22 protein-coding genes and 3 pseudogenes are annotated in these 20,359 nt (G+C 71.9%); 10 read left to right on the forward strand and 15 right to left on the reverse strand.

From position 1 onward, the window contains the following. Positions 1 to 81 precede the first annotated feature (81 nt). The 3 genes from AB0L59_RS22570 (at position 82) to AB0L59_RS22580 (ending at position 3,277) form a co-directional block, all read left to right on the forward strand. The gene (locus tag AB0L59_RS22570; protein WP_365586426.1) at positions 82 to 1,308 is read left to right on the forward strand and encodes a glucuronyl hydrolase; all 1,227 of its coding nucleotides are present in this window, start codon (positions 82 to 84) and stop codon (positions 1,306 to 1,308) included. Positions 1,309 to 1,357: 49 nt separating this feature from the next. After that, positions 1,358 to 1,837 (forward strand): diadenosine tetraphosphate hydrolase, encoded by a 480-nt coding sequence (locus AB0L59_RS22575; protein WP_365586429.1) that lies wholly within the window; start codon positions 1,358 to 1,360, stop codon positions 1,835 to 1,837. 531 nt (positions 1,838 to 2,368) lie between these two features. Continuing rightward, on the forward strand, positions 2,369 to 3,277 hold the full coding sequence (locus tag AB0L59_RS22580) for a hypothetical protein (protein WP_365586432.1): 909 nt from the start codon (positions 2,369 to 2,371) through the stop codon (positions 3,275 to 3,277). 48 nt (positions 3,278 to 3,325) lie between these two features. Here the strand turns inward: AB0L59_RS22580 and AB0L59_RS22585 are convergent, their stop codons facing one another. Beyond that, on the reverse strand, positions 3,326 to 3,910 hold the full coding sequence (locus AB0L59_RS22585) for a hypothetical protein (protein ID WP_365586435.1): 585 nt from the start codon (positions 3,908 to 3,910) through the stop codon (positions 3,326 to 3,328). Between the two features lie 71 nt (positions 3,911 to 3,981). On the opposite strand from AB0L59_RS22585, the pseudogene AB0L59_RS22590 reads away from it, so the two are divergent. Beyond that, a pseudogene (locus tag AB0L59_RS22590) lies at positions 3,982 to 4,204 on the forward strand (dipeptidase); the annotation flags it as partial. A gap of 120 nt (positions 4,205 to 4,324) precedes the next feature. Further along, positions 4,325 to 5,353 carry an alpha/beta hydrolase gene (locus AB0L59_RS22595; RefSeq protein ID WP_365586438.1) on the forward strand — a complete coding sequence of 343 codons (1,029 nt, stop codon included), beginning with the start codon at positions 4,325 to 4,327 and terminating at the stop codon, positions 5,351 to 5,353. Here the strand turns inward: AB0L59_RS22595 and AB0L59_RS22600 are convergent. The 5 genes from AB0L59_RS22600 to AB0L59_RS22620 all read right to left on the reverse strand — a co-directional run bounded on the left by AB0L59_RS22600 (position 5,337) and on the right by AB0L59_RS22620 (position 8,884). Then, complete coding sequence (locus AB0L59_RS22600; RefSeq protein WP_365586439.1) at positions 5,337 to 5,693, reverse strand: hypothetical protein; 357 nt, start codon at positions 5,691 to 5,693, stop codon at positions 5,337 to 5,339. The two genes, AB0L59_RS22595 and AB0L59_RS22600, sit on opposite strands and share 17 nt — an antisense overlap. 300 nt (positions 5,694 to 5,993) lie before the next feature. Then, positions 5,994 to 6,581, reverse strand: a complete 588-nt coding sequence (locus AB0L59_RS22605; RefSeq protein WP_365586441.1) for a hypothetical protein — start codon at positions 6,579 to 6,581, stop codon at positions 5,994 to 5,996. Positions 6,582 to 6,633: 52 nt separating this feature from the next. Beyond that, entirely contained in the window at positions 6,634 to 7,491 is an 858-nt protein-coding gene (locus tag AB0L59_RS22610; RefSeq protein WP_365586443.1) for a biotin-dependent carboxyltransferase family protein, read from the reverse strand. Then, positions 7,488 to 8,135 (reverse strand): allophanate hydrolase subunit 1, encoded by a 648-nt coding sequence (locus tag AB0L59_RS22615; protein WP_365586445.1) that lies wholly within the window; start codon positions 8,133 to 8,135, stop codon positions 7,488 to 7,490. The genes AB0L59_RS22610 and AB0L59_RS22615 overlap by 4 nt, the downstream gene beginning before the upstream one ends. Continuing rightward, the gene (locus tag AB0L59_RS22620; RefSeq protein WP_365586448.1) at positions 8,132 to 8,884 is read right to left on the reverse strand and encodes a 5-oxoprolinase subunit PxpA; all 753 of its coding nucleotides are present in this window, start codon (positions 8,882 to 8,884) and stop codon (positions 8,132 to 8,134) included. Before AB0L59_RS22620 ends, AB0L59_RS22615 begins: the two co-directional genes overlap by 4 nt. Positions 8,885 to 9,052: 168 nt before the next feature. On the opposite strand from AB0L59_RS22620, the gene AB0L59_RS22625 reads away from it, so the two are divergent. From AB0L59_RS22625 to AB0L59_RS22645, 5 genes and pseudogenes are all read left to right on the forward strand, one after another. Next, positions 9,053 to 9,772 (forward strand): DUF969 domain-containing protein, encoded by a 720-nt coding sequence (locus AB0L59_RS22625; protein ID WP_365586450.1) that lies wholly within the window; start codon positions 9,053 to 9,055, stop codon positions 9,770 to 9,772. Further along, positions 9,769 to 10,743, forward strand: coding sequence for a DUF979 domain-containing protein (locus AB0L59_RS22630; RefSeq protein WP_365586452.1), 975 nt, complete (start codon positions 9,769 to 9,771; stop codon positions 10,741 to 10,743). The genes AB0L59_RS22625 and AB0L59_RS22630 overlap by 4 nt, the downstream gene beginning before the upstream one ends. A 40-nt stretch (positions 10,744 to 10,783) precedes the next feature. Continuing rightward, on the forward strand, positions 10,784 to 11,434 hold the full coding sequence (pcp, locus tag AB0L59_RS22635; protein WP_365586455.1) for a pyroglutamyl-peptidase I: 651 nt from the start codon (positions 10,784 to 10,786) through the stop codon (positions 11,432 to 11,434). 141 nt (positions 11,435 to 11,575) lie between these two features. Further along, a pseudogene (locus tag AB0L59_RS22640) lies at positions 11,576 to 11,782 on the forward strand (NAD(P)H-binding protein); the annotation flags it as partial. Positions 11,783 to 11,856: 74 nt separating this feature from the next. Continuing rightward, positions 11,857 to 12,420, forward strand: coding sequence for a hypothetical protein (locus AB0L59_RS22645; RefSeq protein WP_365586872.1), 564 nt, complete (start codon positions 11,857 to 11,859; stop codon positions 12,418 to 12,420). 101 nt (positions 12,421 to 12,521) lie between these two features. Here AB0L59_RS22645 and AB0L59_RS22650 read toward each other — a convergent pair whose 3' ends face one another. From AB0L59_RS22650 to AB0L59_RS22690, 9 genes and pseudogenes are all read right to left on the reverse strand, one after another. Continuing rightward, the gene (locus AB0L59_RS22650; protein ID WP_365586458.1) at positions 12,522 to 13,076 is read right to left on the reverse strand and encodes an HD domain-containing protein; all 555 of its coding nucleotides are present in this window, start codon (positions 13,074 to 13,076) and stop codon (positions 12,522 to 12,524) included. Then, positions 13,048 to 13,326 (reverse strand): hypothetical protein, encoded by a 279-nt coding sequence (locus AB0L59_RS22655; protein WP_365586461.1) that lies wholly within the window; start codon positions 13,324 to 13,326, stop codon positions 13,048 to 13,050. The genes AB0L59_RS22650 and AB0L59_RS22655 overlap by 29 nt, the downstream gene beginning before the upstream one ends. Positions 13,327 to 13,830: 504 nt before the next feature. Next, on the reverse strand, positions 13,831 to 14,274 hold the full coding sequence (locus AB0L59_RS22660) for a hypothetical protein (RefSeq protein WP_365586463.1): 444 nt from the start codon (positions 14,272 to 14,274) through the stop codon (positions 13,831 to 13,833). A gap of 179 nt (positions 14,275 to 14,453) precedes the next feature. Further along, positions 14,454 to 15,722 carry a hypothetical protein gene (locus AB0L59_RS22665; protein WP_365586847.1) on the reverse strand — a complete coding sequence of 423 codons (1,269 nt, stop codon included), beginning with the start codon at positions 15,720 to 15,722 and terminating at the stop codon, positions 14,454 to 14,456. Between the two features lie 1,117 nt (positions 15,723 to 16,839). After that, positions 16,840 to 17,178, reverse strand: coding sequence for a GNAT family N-acetyltransferase (locus AB0L59_RS22670; protein WP_365586466.1), 339 nt, complete (start codon positions 17,176 to 17,178; stop codon positions 16,840 to 16,842). Positions 17,179 to 17,218: 40 nt separating this feature from the next. Next, positions 17,219 to 17,392 (reverse strand): annotated as a pseudogene (locus AB0L59_RS22675) (pirin family protein); the annotation flags it as partial. 484 nt (positions 17,393 to 17,876) lie between these two features. Continuing rightward, positions 17,877 to 18,548 (reverse strand): response regulator transcription factor, encoded by a 672-nt coding sequence (locus AB0L59_RS22680; protein ID WP_365586469.1) that lies wholly within the window; start codon positions 18,546 to 18,548, stop codon positions 17,877 to 17,879. Then, on the reverse strand, positions 18,545 to 19,708 hold the full coding sequence (locus AB0L59_RS22685; RefSeq protein WP_365586471.1) for a histidine kinase: 1,164 nt from the start codon (positions 19,706 to 19,708) through the stop codon (positions 18,545 to 18,547). Before AB0L59_RS22685 ends, AB0L59_RS22680 begins: the two co-directional genes overlap by 4 nt. 19 nt (positions 19,709 to 19,727) lie before the next feature. Next, the gene (locus AB0L59_RS22690) at positions 19,728 to 20,348 is read right to left on the reverse strand and encodes a DUF1453 domain-containing protein (protein WP_365586474.1); all 621 of its coding nucleotides are present in this window, start codon (positions 20,346 to 20,348) and stop codon (positions 19,728 to 19,730) included. Positions 20,349 to 20,359 lie beyond the last annotated feature (11 nt).

Genomic DNA, 20,359 nt, shown 5'->3' on the forward strand with positions numbered 1-20,359 from the left:
ACATGTGGGTGTACGTGAAGCCCGCAGCCATGTCAAACTCGCTCAACGTCCCTGCCGCATTGCTTACTTGGAGGCCCGTCCATGAGCATTTCCCGGCGTACTGTGCTGGCCGCGGCCGCCGGCGCCACGGCAACCGCCACCTCACCCGCACAGGCTGCGCAGGGGGCCGGCGCCCCGGGCTCGGCCTCGGTCACACGTACGCTCAGCGCGGCGGCCGATTATGCGGTGGAGAAGCTGCGCGCCGTCGCGCCGCGGGTGAGCGCCTTTCCCGTCGGGACGAAGTTCGAGAAGTGGGTCTTCTCCCAGAACGGCGACTGGGTCGGAGGATTCTGGCCCGGGACGCTGTGGATGGCCCATCTCCACAGCGGAGACGAGATGTTCCGAACGCTGGCACTCGATTCCGCCCGGAAACTCGCTCCGCGTCAGCACGACACCAGCACTCACGATCTCGGCTTCCTCTTCTATCCGTCATGGGTCACCGCCTGGCGGCTGACAGGCGGTGACACCTGGCGCGCCGGCGCGATCCAGGCGGCCGAATCACTGATTCAGCGGTACAACCCGCGCGGCCATTTCATCCGGGCGTGGGGAGCATTGAACGACCCGAACAACGCCGGCCGGGTCATCATGGACACGATCATGAATCTCGATCTTCTGGCCTTTGCCGGCCGGCAGACGGGCGACGAGAAATACCTCCGCATCGCCGTGGAGCACGCCAGAACGGCCCAACGGGTCTTTCCCCGCGCTGACGGTTCCACGCCCCACGTCTTCGACTTCGACCCCGAGACGGGCGCGCCCGTCGGACCGAACACCGTCCAGGGCTACAGCCCGGACTCCTGCTGGTCCCGCGGACAGTCCTGGGGCATCTACGGGTTCACCACGATGTACCGCCGGACCGGAGACCGGCAGTTCCTGGCCACGGCACGCAAGCTCGCCGACTTCGCGGTGGGTGCGCTGAGCCCGGATCACGTTCCCGTGTGGGACTACCGCGCGCCGCAAGCGCCGCACGACGTCAAGGACGCGTCGGCGGGCGCGGTGATGGCATGCGGTCTGCTCGACCTGTCCGCCGCGACGGGCAGGCCCGACTACCGGCGTGTCGCCCTGCGGATCCTCACCGCGTTGTCGGAGACCTGCCTGACCGGGAAGTCCGCACGCGCCGAGGCGATAGTCGCCCGCTGCACCCGCAATCGACCGGCCGAGGACGGAATCGAGATCTCCCTGCCCTATGCGGACTACTACCTGCTGGAAGGCATTCTGCGGGTGCTCCGGCCGCGGGAGGTCGACCGGGCCATCGACCTGTCGTCGCTGTGAGGCCATGGGCCGGTGCCGTCCGTCCACGGCACTCGCCTACGGTGACGCCATGAGTGATGACTGGCGGAAGGACCGGGTCGGCGCCGCTGTGCGGGGTGAGAACCCGACGGTGCTACGGCGGCTGGATGCAAGCTTCGCGGCGATCGGCGACGTGCAGTTCCTTCCGGGCTACTCGGTGCTCCTGTCCGACGAGCCCGGTGTGCGGCGGCTGTCCGACCTGCCGAGGGCCAGGCGGCTGGCGTTCCTGTCCGACATGGACCGGCTCGGAGAGGCCGTGGAGCGGGCCTGCCGGCGCCTGGACCCCGCCTTCCGCCGGGTGAACCTGGAGATCCTCGGCAACACGGACGCGTTCCTGCACGCCCATGTCTGGCCCCGGTTCGAGTGGGAGGCGCCCGAGCTGGTGGGGAAGCCCGTATGGCTGTACCCGCCGGACCGGTGGAGGGACGCACGGTACGGGCTCGGTCCGCAGCACGACGCGCTACGGGAGGCGATCGGGAGCGAGCTGGACCGGTTGGGCTCCATGCCCTGACGACGGGCACGCCGATGCCGGGCGGAGGGCGCCCCGCATCGGCGCACGACCGCCGGCGGCTAGTCAGCGTGAGGGTCGCGGTGCCCTTGTGGCCGCCCGGGTCGAAGGCCGGCCGGCAGGAGTGGAACGGTTCCGGGTTGCGGACCAGCTGGACGCCGCCCTCGGCCTGCGTGACCACGCGTCGAACCGAAGGGGCAGGCTGGAGGCGGTCACCGTCCGCGGTGGCGGGCGCGGCCGGCGGCCGACATGAGGGCCGCGACCGTACCGGTGGGGGATCTCCCCGACCGTACCGGTGGGGGATCTCCGTCTCATCAACCTCCTCGGGCCGGAACGGGCGCCGGTACCGCTCCTCGGCTGTGTTACGTCCCTGTGACACCGAACGGACGGTTCCAAGATCGGGTCCTGGCAGGCTCGGTTTCGAACAGAGCGGCAGGCGGGCGTGGGGCCTTCGGCGACCAGCGCGACGGCGCGGCTCTGCAGTTGACTCACCGAACGACCTGACCCGTCGACCTTCCTGGGGGAATTCGCGTCATGACCACCCGTACCCGCACCATGGCGGCCGCCATCGCCGTGGCCGCAGCCGTCACCGGCTCCGCACTGCTCGGCGCCTCCGGCGCCGCCTCGGCCGCCACGAGCGCCTCCCACGGCACCCTGACCGTCAGCAACGGCACCAAGTACGTGCTGATCAACGGCCACAAGGTGAACTTCGGGGTGAACGTCCGGGACCTCGCCTGGTCCCCGAACGGTGCCAAGGCCGCCTTCGTCGACGGCTCCGGCAACCTGGACATCGCCAACCCCGACGGCAGTGGGCGTGTCGTCGTCGCCAAGAACCCGGGAAACCAGAACTGGTCCCACCCGACCTGGCAGGTGACCGCGAAGGACACCCGGTACAACATCCCCGCCAAGGACAACCTCATCTTCGCGGCGCGCGCGGGTGGTGTGTCCCGGCTGAAGTACATCTCCGCCAAGGCCGTCCACGGCACGCCCAAGACGCTGTCCCTGTACGGCGATCCCGGCCCGGGCGGTGCCCTGCCGCAGACCGGCAACGTCTGGCCGAACGCGGCCGGTCACTACGGCACCTCGGTCTACGCCAACGACCACACCGGTGCCGTCTACATCCGCGACGACTACCTGCGTCAGCAGGGCGGCAAGCTCACCCAGGGCTCGGAGCCGGCTCTGTCCCCGAACGAGGAGGAGGTCGTCTTCGTGCGCTCGGTCGCCGGCCACGACCACGTCCTCGTCGAGGACTTCATGCACGGCAACCACATCAAGGACCTCACCCCGCACGCCACCACCGACTACAGCGAGCCGGCCTGGTCCCCGGACGGCAAGACCCTCGCGGTGCGCACCCCGTCCGGGACGGTGACCCTGCCGGCCAACGGCACGGGCCACCCGACCAAGGTCACCTCGACGGTCGGCCTGGCGGCGTACCGCCCCTGACGCCGGCCGACCGGACGGGCCGGGCGCGACCGGGGCGCGGAGTGCGGGTCACTTCGCGGTCCGGTCGAGCTCGGCCCGCAGTTCGTCCATGTGCGCGTCGGCGGTGTCGTGCGGCAGGAACTCGACGACGTCGAGGAACCGGAAGAGCACCCGGCTGCCGGTGACGGCGTACTCGTACTCCGCGAACCCCACCACCGCGCCCAGGGCACCCCGGACGGCGCCCCGCACCACATGGGAGGTCATGTCGTCCGGCTCCGTCGCCGACATGCCGCGCCGTGCGTTGGGCCGGGCCAGATACGGGCACACCATGGAGGCGTACAGCATGCACGCACGGTGCCCGGGTCCTTCGAGGGTCGGCGCGAGGTTGCGGTAGGGCCGCCCCGCGGCCAGCGCCTCTCCGATCGCCGCGCTCTCCGCGGCTCCCACCACACGCCACACCGGCCCCTGCGGCATGCCCTGGTTGCACACCGAGCACAGACGCCTCCGCGCGCACGCGGCGCTGCGTTCGTAGTCGGTCAGCGCGAACTGGGGCTCCTCCCCTTCCCAGGGAGTGATCGCCGGCACGGGGTAGCCACGGGCGTCACGGGGCCGTGCCTCGACCGCCGCCGGCATGGGAACGCTCTCGAATCGCACAAGCCATGCCTACCAGCAGCAACGGCTTCCGGCCAAGGCCGGCAGAGCCGGCCCCCCGCGCAAGGCCCCCCTCCGGGGCGCTCGCGCAGCTTCGAGAACGGGTCCTTGACGGTCTTCTGCCGGCTCAGCAGCTCCTCCCGGTCGGCATACGGCTGTTGTTCATCGAGGACTACCGGCCACCCGCCCTGCAGCGCCGGTACGTCGAACGGTGCGCCGGCACCCTGGCGGGCCGGTCATCCGGACTGGCCCCCGGCGCGGATTCGCGCGGCCGCGAGCCGGTACGTGTCACCGCCGGGTCGCGGCGCACCGGACGTACGGCGGGCGGTACCGGGCGCTGTGCGCCGGAGCGGAGGGTGCGCTGTACGGGCCACGGGAACTCAGGGGCCCGTGCCCGCAGGGTGATTGACTGGCCGTATGGACCTCACGGATGACACGCCCTACGGGACCGGCGCCGTGGCGGCGAGTGGGGACGCTCCCCCGCTCGACCCCGAACTGGCGCTGGCGCTGGCGGCTTTGGGGGACGAGGACAGGGAACCGTTCACGCCGGAGAACCTCGCGGACCGGCAGGAGCGGGACGCCGCCGTCCGGCCCAGGCCGGCGGTGCGGGAGCTCCGGGCCGACGGCCGTTTCGAGGTGGCGGAGCTGCGCGTGCCGGGGCCGCCGGACGGGCCGGACGTCACGCTCGTGAGCGCGCGGCCCGCCGGGATCGCCGGGCCGCTGCCGCTGCTGTACTACCTGCACGGCGGCGGAATGATCACGGGCAACGCATGGTCGGTCCTACCGCGGCTCCTGCGCGAGTGGGCCGTCACCCTGGAACTGGCCGTGGTCTCCGTCGAGTACCGGCTGGCGCCCATGGCGCGATACCCCGCGGCGGTCGAGGACTGTTACGCCGGTCTCGTCTGGGTGGCCGAGCACGCGGCCGGGCTGGGCGTCGACGCCGGCCGTGTCGTCGTCGGGGGAAAGAGCGCCGGTGGCGGCCTCGCCGCGGCGCTCGCCCTCCTCACCCGCGACCGGGGCGGACCGGCACCGATCGGGCAACTGCTGCTGTGCCCGATGCTCGACGACCGCGACGACACCTTCTCCGGCCGCCAGATGGCCGGTACGGACACCTGGGACCGGACCTCCAACACGACCGCGTGGCAGGCGCTGCTCGGCGACCGGTACGGCGCCCAGGACCTGCCGCCCTACGCGGCTCCGGCACGTGCCACGGATCTGACCGGGCTGCCTCCTGCGTACATCGAGGTCGGCTCGGCCGAGACCCTGCGGGACGAGGCCGTGGCCTATGCCCAGGCCATCTGGCAGGCCGGGGGCCGGGCCGAACTGCACGTCTGGCCCGGCGCGTTCCACGGCTTCGACACCCTCGCACCACGGGCGGCCCTCAGCCGGGACGCCCGCGCCTCCCGCACCCACTGGCTTCGGCGCATTCTCACGCGGACGCGATGACCGAGTAGGTGACCAGCCCGTAGCCGAGGTGCGGGATCGCGTCCGCGGTCCAGTCGGCGGCCCACCAGGTGCGCGGATCGCTGATGTCGAGGCCCGCGATCGGCGCGTCGGTCAGTGTCATCGCCAGGCCTCCGGTCAGGACGGCACCCAGCCACGCGTGGGGGCGTACGCCCGCGCGGTGGAGAAGTGACACGATCGCGCCGGTCCCGACTCCGGCGGCGGCCGCCGTGGCCATGGCGAGCGCGGCGTCGGCGATCTCCAGCACGGCGGCGTGCCGGCGCAGGACGGCGGGCGGCAGGTCGGGCGCCGGTGCGGGGCCCGCGCCGGGGCCCACGGGCACGGTCGCCGGCCGAACGCGTGCGGCGGCCAGTTCCTCGTACGGCGTCCTGGGCGCCAGGCAGCTCGCTCGCCGTGGCCAGCCGTGCCCCGGCCCGCGGCACGGCGGTCACCTCCGTGCCCGGACGCCCGTCGGGCGGAGCGGGCAGCTGGGCCAGGCGGCTGAGGAGGGTGCGCGTGGCGAGACCGGTGTGCACGAGGGCGCGGTCCCGCACCCCGGGGCCGGCCGGTCGTTCGGCCTCCGGCACCGTCAGGGGCTGTAGCGACCGGCTCGCGTCCCAGGCCGCCCGGAGGTCCGGCTCTGTCAGCGCGTACGGCGGTGCGCCGAGCAGGGTGGCGAGTGGGCGGCGGCGGTGCGCGCGGCGTGGGCGGCGCGCTGCCGGTAGGACGGCGGGCTGGGCTCGGGGAAGACCAGTGCCTCGGCGGCGACGAAGAGGGCCAGGCCGGTGGTCGTGCCGATCAGGGTGCTCACCGAGCGTGCCCGGAGCGTACGGGGGAACGGCGGGAGGATGTAGAGGAGTTGCAGGCCCGGTGCCGCACCCGCCGGGCGTGGGCCGCCCACGGCGGCGAAGGCGAGCGCGAAGCCGACGGCCAGCATGCCGACGACGGCACTCCAGGTCCGCACCGACAGATATGTGCCGACGACGACCAGCAGCCAGCACACCGGCAGCAGGCGCAGCACGGTCGCGGCTCGCTGCCGTCCGGTGCCGGGGATCCTGGCGAGTCCGCCGAGTGCCACGGCGGAGAACAGGGCGTAGGTGGCCGTCACGGGGCGGTCGAGGCCGTACCGGAAAAGGTGGAAGCCGGCCGCAGCGACCAGCGTCACGCGCACTGCCCGTCGGCCCGTGACGGCGTAGTCCGCCGCGATCCGGCGGACCGGTACACGACCCACCCCTACAGAATCACCCACCGCCGACAGCCCGGCACGCCGCCGGGCAGGGGCGTCACCCCGGGACGAAGCGGATCGGCGTGGCCGCCGGGGCCTGAGCGGCCGCGGCAAGGGCGGCCTCGTCGACGACGGCGACGACCGGGTAGCCGCCGGTGGTCGGGTGGTCGTGCAGGAACACCACCGGACGTCCGTCCGGGGGCACCTGCACCGCGCCGAGCACCATGCCCTCGCTGGGCAGTTCGCCGGTCGACACGCGTTCCAGGGCGGGTCCTTCGGTGCGCAGGCCGATGCGGTTGCTGTGCTGCGAGACGCGGTACGTGGCCGAGGTGAGGGTGCGCAGTGCGGCGGGGGTGAACCAGTCGGCGCGGGGGCCGAACCGCAGCGGCAGGATCAGTTCGGTGGGCGGCGCCGGCCAGGGAGCGCTGTCGGGAAGCGCCGTCTGCCGTGCCGGGGCGCCTACCGGGAGGACGTCTCCGTCGTGCAGGGGCGACGGGCCGAGTCCGGAGAGCAGGTCCGTCGAACGGCTGCCGAGGACGGGATCGACGGCGATGCCGCCGGCGACGGCCACGTAGGAGCGGACCCCCGCGGTCACCCCACCCACGTTCAGTACGGCACCCGCGGGGACCCGTACGGGCACCCCCCAGGGCGCCGGGCGGCCGCCGACCGTCACCGGGCAGGGGGCGCCCCCGACCACGACGCTCACGCCGCGGTCGGGGCGCAGGGCGCAGCCGGTCAGCGTGGTCTCCAGCACCGCGGCGTCGGGACCGTTGCCGAGGAGCCGGTTGGCCAGTCCCATGGCGGGGGCGTCCAGGGCTCCGGAGCGGGGAACGCCCAGGTGGGCATGGCCGCGACGGCCGTGATCCTGGACCGTGGTGAGAGCTCCGGAGCGTACGACGGTGAGCTTGCCGGTCATGGCGCACCGCCCTCGGCCACGAAACGCACCCGCGTTCCCGGCGTCAGCAGGGCCGGTTCCTCGCGGGTGAGATCCCACAGCGGTGTCGGATCCGGCATGGTCCCGATCAGCTGCCAGCCGCCCGGGGTGGCGCGCGGATACACCGCGCTGTAAGGACCGGCGAGCGCGACCGCGCCGGCCGGAACCCGGGTGCGGGGCGTGTCGCGTCGCGGGACGTACAGCTCCTCGGGAAGCCCGGTCAGGTAACCGAAGCCGGGGGCGAAGCCGCAGAAGGCGACGCGGTAGGTGTACGAGGAGTGGCGGGCGGCGACCTCCTCGACGGGTACGTTCCACAGCGCGGCGACGCGGGCCAGGTCGGGGCCGTCGTAGCGGACGGCGATCCTCACGACTCCCCTGGTGTCGGTGGCGCGGGACGGCACGTCCCAATCGGCGATCCGGCGCGCCAGCTCCTCCGGGTGCGTCACTCCGTCCAGGAGCACGGTCCGCGCGCCCGGGACGATTTCCACCACGGGCGGCAGGGTGCCCGCGGCGCGCCGGCGCAGGAGTTCGGCGTGGAAGGCTCCGGTGTGCTCGGCGTCCGCCAGCTCGACGAGCACCGCGTGCCGTCCGGCGAGGCGCACCCGCGGAGACCGGCTCTCCGTCATGCGAACGCCCCGAGCTCGACTCCGGCCGCCTCCAGCGCCGCGCGCACCCGGGCCGCGATCCGGGCGGCGCCCGGGGTGTCGCCGTGGACACACAGGGAGCGGGCGCTCACCGCGACCGTCGTACCGTCCACGGCCTCGACCGCGCCTTCCAGCGCGAACGCCAGGGCGCGCCGCACCACCGCGTCCTCGTCGGTCACCAGGGCGTTGGTCTCGCGCCGCGGCACGAGGGTGCCCGCAGGGGTGTAGGCGCGGTCCGCGAAGGCCTCCGGTACGGCGGTGAGGCCCGCCTCCTCAGCAGCGGCCAGCAGCCGTGACCCCGGCAGGCCGAGCACCGACAGCGCCCCGCCCGCGAGTCTCACCCCCGCCACCACGGCCGCCGCCTGCTCGGCGTCGTGCACCGTGCGGTTGTAGAGCGCGCCGTGCGGCTTGACGTAGGCCACCTCGGACCCGGCGGCCTGGGCGAAGACCCGCAGCGCCCCGATCTGGTAGGCCGTCTCGGCCGCGAGTTCGCCGGAAGGAACGTCCATGGCGCGACGGCCGAAGCCCGCCAGGTCGCGGTAGGACACCTGCGCGCCGATCCGGACGCCGCGTTCGGCCGCGAGGTCGCAGACTCGACGCATCACCGAGGGGTCGCCCGCATGGAAGCCGCAGGCGACGTTGGCGCTGGTCACCAGGGAGAGCAGGGCGTCGTCGTCGGTCAGGGTCCAGCGGCCGAAGCCTTCACCGAGATCCGCATTGAGATCGATCACCCCTTCAACCTAAGGGATTGTTGAACGATCCGACAAGGTATGGATTTACCGACGACCCCCTTGTTCGATCGTTGAACGATCCCCTAGTGTCCGTGCAGCCCTCCCGGATCCGGACCCCCGGATCCGTGCCGCTCGGGCGTCCTGCCCGCTCACGCCTAAGGCCGCCGCATGATCGTTCTCCTCGGCGTCGTCGTGGTGATCCTCGGATTCGCCACACGCCGCAATCCCGTCCTCGTCGTGGGGGTCGCCGGTATCGTCACCGGGCTGCTCGGAATGTTGAGCCCGTGGGAGGTCCTCGCGGCCTTCGGCCGGTCCTTCGCCGACAGCCGCTCGGTCACCGTCTTCGTCATCGTCCTCCCCGTGATCGGCCTCCTGGAGCGCTATGGCCTGCGGGAGCAGGCCCGCAGGCTCATCGGCCGGCTCGCCGGCCTCAGCGCCGGCCGGTTCCTCACCGTCTATCTGCTGGCCCGTCAGGTGACGGCGGCGTTCGGCCTCAACAACATCGCCGGACCGGCACAGACGGTGCGCCCCCTCGTCGCCCCCATGGCCGAGGCCGCCGCCGAGCGTTCGACGGGCGCGCCACTGCCCGAGCGCCTGCGCGAGAAGGTGCGTTCCTACGCCGCGTCGGCCGACAACGTCGGCCTCTTCTTCGGCGAGGACTGCTTCATCGCCATCGGCTCGATCCTCTTGATCACCGGGTTCGTCAACTCGACCTACCACCAGAACCTGGAACCCACCCAACTGGCCCTGTGGGCGATCCCGGTCGCCGTCTGCGCCCTCCTCGTCCACGGCGCCCGCCTGCTGCTCCTGGACCGCCAACTGCAGCGGGACATGGCGCTCGCCGCCGCCGAACACGATCTGCCGCGTCCGAAGGAGACCAACAAGTGATCAAGGTCGAGTGGCTCTACTGGCTGGTGGGTTTCGTCTTCGTCGTCATGGCCGTGCAGATGGCCGCCGACCGCAGCAATCCCAAGCGGTGGACGTCCGCCGCGTTCTGGGGCCTGCTCGGGCTGGCCTTCCCCTACGGCACCGGTGTCGCCGACGCCACCGCGAAGAACGGCGGCTGGACCCTGCCCGCCCAACCGCTCGGTGTCGCCGTCCTGGCCCTGATCGTGCTCGCCGGGTTCAACTTCCTCGGCAAGGGTGTTCCGGTCACCGGCACCGCCGAGGAACGCGAGGCCGCCGCGGACCGGCTCGGCAGCAGGATCTTCATCCCCGCCCTGACGATCCCGGTCGTCGCGATCGTCTGTGCCTCCGTGCTCGACACGTCCGGGCTGTTCGAGACCGGCAAGGCCACCCTGCTCGGGCTCGGCGTCGGCTGTCTCGTCGCCTTCGTCGTCGGCATGCTGGTCACCGGCGAGCGGAAGCTGTCGGTGCCGCTCCACTCCGGGCGCTCCATGCTGGAGGCCATGGGGTCCGCCCTGCTGCTGCCCCAACTCCTCGCCGTACTGGGCTCGATCTTCGCGCTGGCCGGGGTCGGCACCCAGGTCGGCAAGATCGTGCACGACGTCCTGCCGGACAACTCGAAGTACCTCGCCGTCATCGCCTACTGCGTCGGGATGTTCCTGTTCACCGCGATCATGGGTAACGCGTTCGCCGCGTTCCCCGTGATGACCGCGGCGATCGGCTGGCCCGTCCTCATCGAGCAGATGCACGGCAATCCGCCTGCCGTCCTGGCGATCGGCATGCTGGCCGGCTTCTGCGGGACACTGTGCACCCCGATGGCCGCCAACTACAACATCGTCCCGGCCACCCTGCTCGAACTGAAGGACCAGTACGGCCCCATCAAGGCACAGATCCCCACGGCCCTCCCGCTCCTGGCGTGCTCCACCGCGATCATGGCCCTCTTCGCGTTCTGAACCACACCGCTCCCATCCCCCTCCCCGTGAAGGAAGTGCCATGACCCGCGTGCTGCTCACCGGCTTCGCCCCCTTCGGCGGTCAGCAGGTCAACCCGTCCTGGCAGGCCGCCTCCCGCGTGGCCGCCGAGCCGCCCGCCGGGCTCACGGTCACCGCCGCCGAACTCCCCTGTGTCTTCGGCAAGTCCATCGACACGCTCCGCGACGCCATCCGCTCCTCGCGCCCGGACCTGGTCGTGTGTCTGGGCCAGGCGGGCGGGCGTCCCGGCGTCACCGTCGAGCGCGTCGGCATCAACGTCGACGACGCGCGTATCCCCGACAACGCGGGCAACCAGCCCATCGACGAGCCCGTCGTCCCGGGCGGACCCGCCGCGTACTTCTCCACCCTCCCCGTGAAGGCCTGCGTCGCCGCCCTGCGCGCCGCCGGTGTCCCCGCCGCGGTCTCCACCACGGCCGGCACGTTCGTCTGCAACCACGTCGCGTACGGCCTCGGCCACCTCATCGCCACCGAATTCCCGCAGGTCCACGGCGGTTTCGTGCATGTGCCGTGGGCGCCGGAGCAGGTCACCGACGGCACCGCCCCGGCCCTGGAGCCCGCCACGGTCGCCCACGGACTGCGCGCCCTGCTGGTCGCCGCCGCCCGCCACACGGTGGAGAGCGACCTGAAGGTCACCGAGGGAACCACCCACTGATGCCGCTCACCGCGTACGCGGCCGACCGCGCCCGGCCCGCCCTCCGCCGGGGCGGACGTCCACTGAACGCCAGAGCCTGAAGATCACTGGTGATTTCCGGTTCTTGTGCATGCTCACGGCTGGCGTCTGGAGGAGGTGACGATGATTCTGGTGACTGGCGCGAGCGGGAACGTCGGAACGGTTCTCCTCTCTCGTCTCCATGCCGACGGCGTGGCCGCGCGGGCGGCTTACCGTGATCCGCGCACCACGGCTCAGGTGATCATGTCGGGCGGTCGGGCGGTGACGCTCGATCTTGCCGAGCCGGACACGATCGGTCCCGCCCTCGCCGGCATCGAGACCGTGTTCCTCCTCGGTGCGACGAGTCCTGCCCAGACGACGCACGAACTCAACCTGCTGGAAGCCGCCGGGCGGTCGGTGTCCGGGTGGTCAAGCTGTCGGACTGGCGGGCCGACGAAGGACTCTCACCGATCGCCCGGCTCCATCAGCCCGTCGAACAGGCCCTGGTCACGTCCGGTTTGTCCTGGACCATCCTGCCTCCCGACTTCTATCTGCAGAACTACCTGTGCCAGCCGTCCATCCGCGAGGCCGGAGAGTTCAGCCTCCCGCTGATCACCGCACCCATGAGCTTCGTCGACGTCGGCGACATCGCCCGTGTCGCGGCGCGGGTCCTGGCCACCGACGGCCACCACGGCCGCGTCTACGACCTCACCGGTCCGAAGGCACTGACCTACGCCGGAGCAGCCGAGGAGCAGTCCGACGTGCTGGGCAGGCCGGTGCGCTACGTGGGCCTGCAGGACGACGAAGCGCGCGCGGCCATGCTGAGTCGCGGCATGCCGGAGTTCCACGTCGACGCCTTGACAGGAGTTGCCCGCGCCTACCGCGACGGCGGCGCCGAGACCGTCACCTCGACCGTGGCCGACCTCACCGGCCGTGCACCGCTCGGTTTCACCGACTTCCTGCGCCGGAACCGCAACTCCTTCGAATGACCCCGGTGTTGCCACCCCGCGGCACCGCTCGGACGCCCCCGGACGCCCAAGCCCCTCACTGCCATCCCCGCAGCGGACAGCGAACCGGTGAGCCTAATCGGTCAGAGCTCTGGGCGGGCGGCGACCCGCTCCACGACCGGTCGCCACGACTCCAGCGGAGCCACTGCCAGACCCACCACCGTCCCCGCGTCGTCGGCCCGGCGCAGGGCGATCGCCGCCGCGAAGTCGGGGTCCGCCTCGAACGCCACCACCTCCGCCGCGGTCATGGGGCCGCCCTGACAGCCCAGCGTGCGGGAACTCTCCGCCGACAGCACCAGCTGTGCGTCGACGGCCGCCAGATAGCGTTTGGCCGGGATGTGCGCGGCGACCAGACGAGCGACCCGCGGCCCCAACAGGCCCTCGACCGCCGCCTCGGCGTGCCGGCCGTGGCCCGCTTCGTCGGCGGGCACCAGGTAGTGGCCGATGTCGTGGACCAGCCCGGCCACCTGAAGCTCCTCATCTCCCGGGTGGCTCATGGCGAGCAGGGCGGCGACCTGGAGGCCATGGTCCAGGATGTCCACCGGGTCACCGGACCGGTCCGGGGTGTCCCAGACGTCCGCGCAGTCGGCCAGCAGGGCCATGAGCGCGTCAACGGAGGGTATGCGGTCGTGCGTCATGGGGCCACGCTGCCGCGCCGAGGGGTACGGCGGATGACGGCAGCGTGTACGGTGATCGCGCTCCGGCGGCCCGGCGGGCGCGGAACGCGTCGCTCAGCCGCTCAGGCTGCTCCATCGTCACCTTCACCCGGCCGGCGACAAGGACCAGGCTCATGCGGGCCTGCACGAGCCGCCCCCGGCCGCGGGCGTCGGCGAGGACAGGCGGGTTGGTACCGAGCAGGTCCCGGGCCCTGTCCGTCGTCACGCGCACGCCAGCGGCCATCCTGAACGCCGCTGGGCCTCGACGCGGTCCAGCCAGGAGCTGTTGGTCGGGGCGCAAGGGAACTCGACGTCCTTGTGCCGACCTCCACGCGCGGCCCAGTGCCGCCCGGGACGAGGCCGGAGGTTCAGCGGGCCGAACTCACCAGGTCACCACCGAACCGCCACCGCCGGTCTGTCAGTACTCGGGCTAGTTCGGCGTCGTACTGATCGGTCGCCCACAGGGACCGTGACCGTCGACGGGCACCGCCCGCGGCGTCGATCGCCGGGGTCAGTCCGAACCGGTCCAGTTAACGGACCAGGCTCCGGCCCGCGCACTGCTCGCCCCGGGCGCCCGCCCCGAGGTGACCCACGCGTTCGACCCGGCCATGGGTCCCACAGTGACGGACCGGACGGCCACCGCCGCAACGGGGTCCGACGGCGCCGGGGACGGACAGCGCCGAGCGTCGTCAATGACGGTTTCCGCGGAGTGCCGTGGCCGCCGACGGGTGGCGCATCACGTGCTCGCGGTTTCCGGCCGGTAGACCGCGAGCGCCCAGATGACGAAGATGTCGATGGCCATCATGATCAGGGACCACACCGGCGCGTACGGCAGGAAGAGGAACTGCGACAGCAGGCTCAGGGAGGCCAGCACGATGCCGACCGCCCGTGCCCATGCGGCGCCGGAGAGGACGCCCCAGCCGACGAATGCGGCTATGACGCCGAGGACGAGCAGGATCCAGCCCCAGCCGGTGAGGTTGATCTTGTAGACGTAGTTGTCGACGCGGGCGTAGACGTCGTCCGCGGCGATCGCGGATACGCCCTGCAAGATGGCCAGGATGCCGTTCAGCATCAGCAGCACGCCGGCGAAGGTGGTGCCGCCGGTGGACCAGGGACTGTTCCGGGTGGGGGCCGGGCCGTAACTGCCGGAGGACGATTCCGAGTGGGGCTGTGCGGTCATGGCGGTGCTCCGTTCGTGTGTGGCAGCCGGCGTCCAGAACGCCGCCTGGCCTTTTCGACCCTGGCGCCGGACGGGTCCATGAGCCACAGGCGCTACGCCGATCGAGTGACGGCCGGCCACGCGGGCGAGGAGCAGCCTCTGGCACCGGTCGGTGCTGCCGGGCCGTCTCGTCCGGACCGTCAGGGCGGCACTTCGGTCGGCGCGTGTTCGCTAGCCGACGCCGGCGCCGCGAGGAACTCCACCACGGCCAGCAGGAACAGCAGGCACAGGGCGATGCCGACCACGACCCAGCCGGTGGGATAGGACCACAGCAAGTAGACCAGCAGCGCCACGGCCACCAGGATCCAGGTGATCCAGGCACGGTGACGGCGCACGAAGGGGCCGACCGGTCCGGTGCGCAGACCGGCGCTGTCGGCGGTGTCGCGCAGCGCTCCGATGCCGGAGCTCCACAGCCGGCGCACGAGTCCGGCGTGTCGACCCGGTCCGCTGAGCCAGGCGCCGAGGGCGATGACGATGCCGAGGGCCACGACCATGCGCACGGTCGTCAGCAGGAAGTGGGTCAGCGCGTCGTACACGGCGCCGGCCGCGCCCTGGGAGACGTCGGCGGGAAGCCGGTCGAGGTAGATCACGCGGAACACACGCAGTCCGATGCCGAGGACCCCGGTGGCGACGGCCACGCCGAGACAGCCCGCGACCAGCGCCCGGCGCCGCCGGACGGAGAGCAGCACGCCGGCGGCGACCAGCAGCACGGCGAGCACCGGCAGCCAGGTTCCGGCGAGCTGGAGCAGCCGCACGTACGTCTTGATCTTGCCGATCTGTTCCGATCTGAAGACGGTGAAGTCGGTGTGCACCGACGGGATGCGCCCGGCGAAGGTCATTCCGGCGTCGACGAGACGTTTCTTCACCCGTTCCACGATCGGGCCGAGGTCGAGGGTGACCGAATCGTTCTTCAGCTGGACGGCGCCGCCGCCACCGCCGGTGAGGGCTTTGTCGAGGGTGCTGTGGATCTGGCGGTTGGCCTCGATCCAGACCGTGGTGAAGACGTCCGACGCGGCGACCTGACGGGCCTTGTCGCGGACGAAGCCGCGTACGGCGCCCTCCAGGGAATCTCCCAGCTTGCCGCCCAGCGCCTTCCGCAGGCGGGGCCGGTCCTCGGGTACCAAGTCCGCCAGGCGTGCGGGGAGATCGATGCGGGTCATCAGCGCGTCGGTGGCCCGGTCGGCGACGGCGTTCTGCACATCGGGGTTCGAGGCGAGCGGGGCGACCGTGTCCACGTAGCGGTCGGTGTCTCCCACCTGGTCCGCCGCCCAGACGGCGACGACGGAGAGCGGGGCGAGCATGCATCCGACGACGATGAGCACCGCTGCCACCAGGGACGTCACCCGGTGCCGCGACGGCCGGCCCCGTTTGCTTTCGAGAGCTGCCACGCGTGCCCGCAGCGCCTCCATGTCCGACCGTTCCCGGTGGTCGTCCGCGCGTCCGCTGTCTTCCGTCACCGTGCCTCCCGGGCGATTCCGGCCCCTCTGTCTGCCAGCCGACCCGGCGCAGGGCGGTGGCGCGAGCACGGGTACGCCGTCCGGGTCACCGGTGCGGAGGCGGGCGCGCCCGGGAAGTCGGGGTGACGGCGCTGACGTCGGCGCTGTGCCCGCTGCCGCACATGGCTGCGGTGGACCACGTGAGGGCGGCGTTCCGGCAGCGGCGGCCGGCATCGCCCTGACCTGCCGTACGGCGTCGTGTCCGCCCGCCGCCCGGCTGCCGCATCCGGGGCGACGACGATGTGCCCGTCCGGCACCACGGCCGGCGGCGGATACGTGGTGCCGGTGCGCGCAGCACATCCTCGCCCCGGTCATCTGCCGCCCCGCCGGACGAGGCTCTCCCGGATCGCTCGGCCCGCCCCGCGCCGCTGCCCCCGCCACCGGCGGCATTCCCGCACCCGGTCGGCCTCCTGGTGATCCGGGGCGGTGAAGAGGGTGAGGGCCTCTTCCCGGGCGGTGCGGGCGTCCTCGTGGTCGCCGGTCGCGAGGTGGCTGTCGCAGATCGGGTGAGGGTCTCGGCCTGCCGGTGGGAGACACCGTGGTCGCGGTGGAGGGCCGGTGCGTGGCGACAGTCGAGGAGGGCGTACGGCCGGCGGCCCAGCTGGTGGTGGGCGAAGGCGATGCCGTCCCAGGTGGAGGCTTGGCCGTAGCGGTCGCCCCGTTCCAGGAGCATGGCCAGGGCTTCGAAGCGGTGCGCGAGGGTCTGCCGGTACGCGGACCGGGGAATTCCTCCGGGCCGCCGCCGTGCAGGACCGCGCCCACGGCGGTGGTGGTCTCGACGGGGTTGCCGATCAGGTCGGCCGGCCGGTGGTGGCCCCTTCGGAGGCGGGGTGGTTGCACCGGGGAGCCGGCGAGGACAGGCCCAGTCAGGAGAGCCGCGCCCCGCGTACGGTGCCGTGCGGGAGGCATCAGCCGCGGCAAAGGTGAATGGGCGGGTCACGAGCCCGGGTTGTGCGCGGGCAGTACAGAAGGAGTGCGCTGTCCGCAGAGCCGGCCGCCGTGTGGGTGGCCGGCTTCGAGCGTGGGACGGTCAGCCCAGTTCGGTGTCCAGCCACCGTAGGACCTCGGGGGTCACGGGGTCGGTGATGTCGGCGAACTCCTCGTGCTTGTTCAGGAACTTGGCCACATACGGGCAGACGGGCACGATCCGCTTCCCGGACGCGCGCACGTCGGTGAGCGCCTCCTGGACCAGCCGGGAGGCCAGTCCCTGTCCGGCGAAGGCCTCGTCGACCTCGGTGTGGTAGAAGACGCGCTGCGCGCCGTGGTCGAGGTAGGCGGTCAGTCCGGCGCGCTCGCCGTCGACATGGATTTCGTACCGGTGCTTGGCGTCGTTCCGCTCGACGGTCGGAGCGGCGGAGGGCTGGCTCATCGGATGCCTTTCGGACGGGGCCGGTGACGCGTCGGACATATCAGTGGCGCGGTGGATTCCGGCGCGGTGTGATGATCGCGTTGGCCCGAGCGGGCGCGGGCAGACGCTCCCCCGGCTGCCCTTCGACGGCGCCGAAGCGATCGGAAGAGTTCTGCCAGTCGTCCCGGGCCTTGGCCATGTCTTCGTGGCTGCGTCCGACGAGATTCCACCACATATCGCACCTCATCATAGTTGCCGCAGGTCAGCGGCGTGCGGCGCGGCTGTCGGTCAGCAGACCGCCGGCATCAGTCGCGGGAGTTGATCGTCGTGGGCCAGGATACGTTGCCCCTGGGATGGGTCGTTCCCCAACGGGTGTGCGCATCCGCGGTCCCGGTGGTCCAAGTGCCCGCACCCTTGAAAGATCTGGTACCGGTCGGCGACGGGCAGGCGGGCGGAGGAGTCGGGTACGCGAGCCAGGGCAGTGCCGTAGAGCGTGGACTGGAGAAGCCCAAGGCCAGGGCGTCGACGCCGGACTGCGGCTGCCGTACGGCAAGGTTTGCGACCCTTGGAGATCGTCTCCGGCCTCCCTCGCGGCGGCCGTGATCGTGGCCGACTGGCGTCCGGAGTGCAGCCCTACGACGCCCCCGATTCGTCGTTCGTCCGGCCCTCCCGTGATCTGGGCGCGAAGGGTCCGGCAGCCGTGTGCCCCCCGGCGGGTGTCACTGTGGGTCCTGTGCCGAGCGCTGGGTGCGCAGGGCGTAGCGGACGGCGTCAGCGCGGGAGTGGAAGCCCGCCTTGGCGAACATGTTGTTGATGTGTGTCTTCACCGTGGCTTCGCTGATCACCAGCTGTGCCGCGATCTCCGGATTGCGCAGCCCCTCCCCGATCAGGGCGAGGATCTCGCGTTCGCGCGCAGTCAGGTTGAACCCCTCGTCCCGGGGCGGCGCGACGGGGGCGGGCCGTGCCGTGAGAGCGAGCAGGCGGCGTTGCACCTCGGGGGCGAGCACGGTCTGGCCCTGTGCGGCGGCGCGCACTGCGTGCAGGATGGTGGTGCGGTCGGCGTCCTTGGTGAGGTAGCCGCTCGCGCCGGCGTGCAGCGCGGCCAGGATGGACTCGTCGTCGTCGAAGGTGGTCAACACGAGGACGGTGGTGTGCGGTTCGGCCCCGTGGATCCGCCCGGTCGCCTCCACACCGCCCATGACCGGCATGTTGAGGTCCATGAGGAGCACGTCGGGGTGGTGCCGTTCGGCGGCCTCGACGGCTTCGGCGCCGTTGGTCGCGGTGGCCACGACGGTCACGTCCTCGGCGAGATCGAGCATGACGGCGAGCGCCTCGCGGACGGTCGTCTGGTCGTCGGCGACCACCAGGGTGATCGTGCGGTTCTCCGTCATCGGGACAGCTCCAGTTCCACGGTCCAGCCGCCCTCACGGGCCGGCCCGGCTTGCAGGGTGCCCCCCAGCAGGGCGGCGCGTTCGCGCATGCCCAAGAGACCGACCCCGGTGCCGCCGGCCAGATCGGTGTGTACGTCCGCGGCCGCGGGCCCGTTGTGCACGGTCAGGGTGACACGGTCGTCGGTGAAGGCCAGTCGCATGCTGCGCCGGGCGTGCGGCGCGTACTTGGCCGCGTTCGTCAGGGCCTCCTGCGCCGTCCGGACCATCGCGTGTGTCGCTTCCGCGCTGATTTCACCGACCTCGCCGGTGATCGTGAAGTCGACGGTGTTGTGTTCGGCGAGGTGGCGCAGGGCGTCCGGCAGCGGCAGGGTGCCCTCGCGCAGCGCGTGCACGGCGCGCCGGGTCTCGCTGATGCTGTCCACCGCGAGCGCACGGGCCCTGCGGACGGCCGCGGTGGCCTCGTCCTCGCGGCCGCTGTCGTGCAGCGCGTCGGCCATGTCCAGTTGCAGCGCGATACCGGACAGCGAGTGGCCGAGGACGTCGTGGATCTCGCGGGCGATGCGCCCTCGTTCGATCAGTGCGGCCTCGCGCGCTTCGGACTCCCTGGCGCGCCGGGCTTCCTCCGCCGCGCGCCGGGCACTGTGCAGGGCGTCGAGCCGGTCCCGATTGGATATGCCGATGTAGACGGGCAGACCGATGGTCAGGGTCACCCACCACGGCCACTGTGACGCGTGGGGCGCCAAGGTCTCCAGGAGCCAGGTCGCACCGGCCGCGACGAGCGCACCGGTCACGGCGACGCCGACAGCGGTCCTGCGCGAGGCGAGCTTCACGCCTGCGGCGCGTGCGGCGACGTAGGGGAAGAAGGCCGCGGCCGTCGTTTCGTGCGCGAGTGGCAACAGCAGCGAGCTGAGCAGCATGTACGCGGTCATCGTGGCGACCTGCTGCCGGTTGCTCAGCCGCGTCCACGGCGCCAGTGCGCCGACCGCTGTGATCGAGGCGAGGATGAACAGCGGCAGTGCGACCCCAGGGAACAGAATCCTGCTGCCGGGCCATTGCGCGACGGTGCCGGCGATCATGGCGAACACGAGGAACGGCTGGATGAGTTGCTCGTCCCGGAAGCGTTCGGACGGAGCTGATGGACGCTGGTCCGTCGTGGTCATGGGGCTGGGGATCCGATCTTCATCGGCGGTGGTCGCGGAGCTGCTCGGGGTGAGTGTTCCATTCGGGGGCGTGGCGGTGACCGCGGGGCTCGTCGTGATGGTGGGTGAGGTCCTGCCGGAGGCTGTCGAGGAAGGAGGGCACCTGGTGGGGGGCGCCGTTGCGGCCTTGGGTCCACATGACGCGGTGGTTGCGGCGCAGGGCGCGGTAGAGGATGACGAGTCCTTCGGCGACGATGCCCAGGCCGAGGGTGAACAGCAGACTGTTGGCGGCCACGCCCGCGTCCTTGGGGGCGAGAGCGTGCAGGGCGAGGTTGGCGCCGAGTTTGACGGCGATGTTGAGTACCCACAAAAGGACGGTGATGCCGGTGTAGCGGACGAAGGCGAGGCCGTGTCGCTGGGAGATGTGCACGCTGGCTCCGCGTAGTACGCCCAGGAGGATGCTGACCGCGGCGGTGCCGGCCAGGAAGACCAGCGACAAGGGGTCCTTGACCTGTTCGGATACGTCGTTCAGGCCGATCACGCTGAGCACGGCAGGCAGGACCAGCATCCGTCTGGCCTGTGCGGGCTCGCCCGTCATGCGCCGGACCAGCAGATAGCCGATCGCGGCCACTATCAGCACGATCTGCATGGGACCGCTCATCTTCACTGCCC

The sequence above is a fragment of the Streptomyces sp. NPDC052109 genome (assembly GCF_040680195.1).
Lineage (GTDB): Bacteria > Actinomycetota > Actinomycetes > Streptomycetales > Streptomycetaceae > Streptomyces.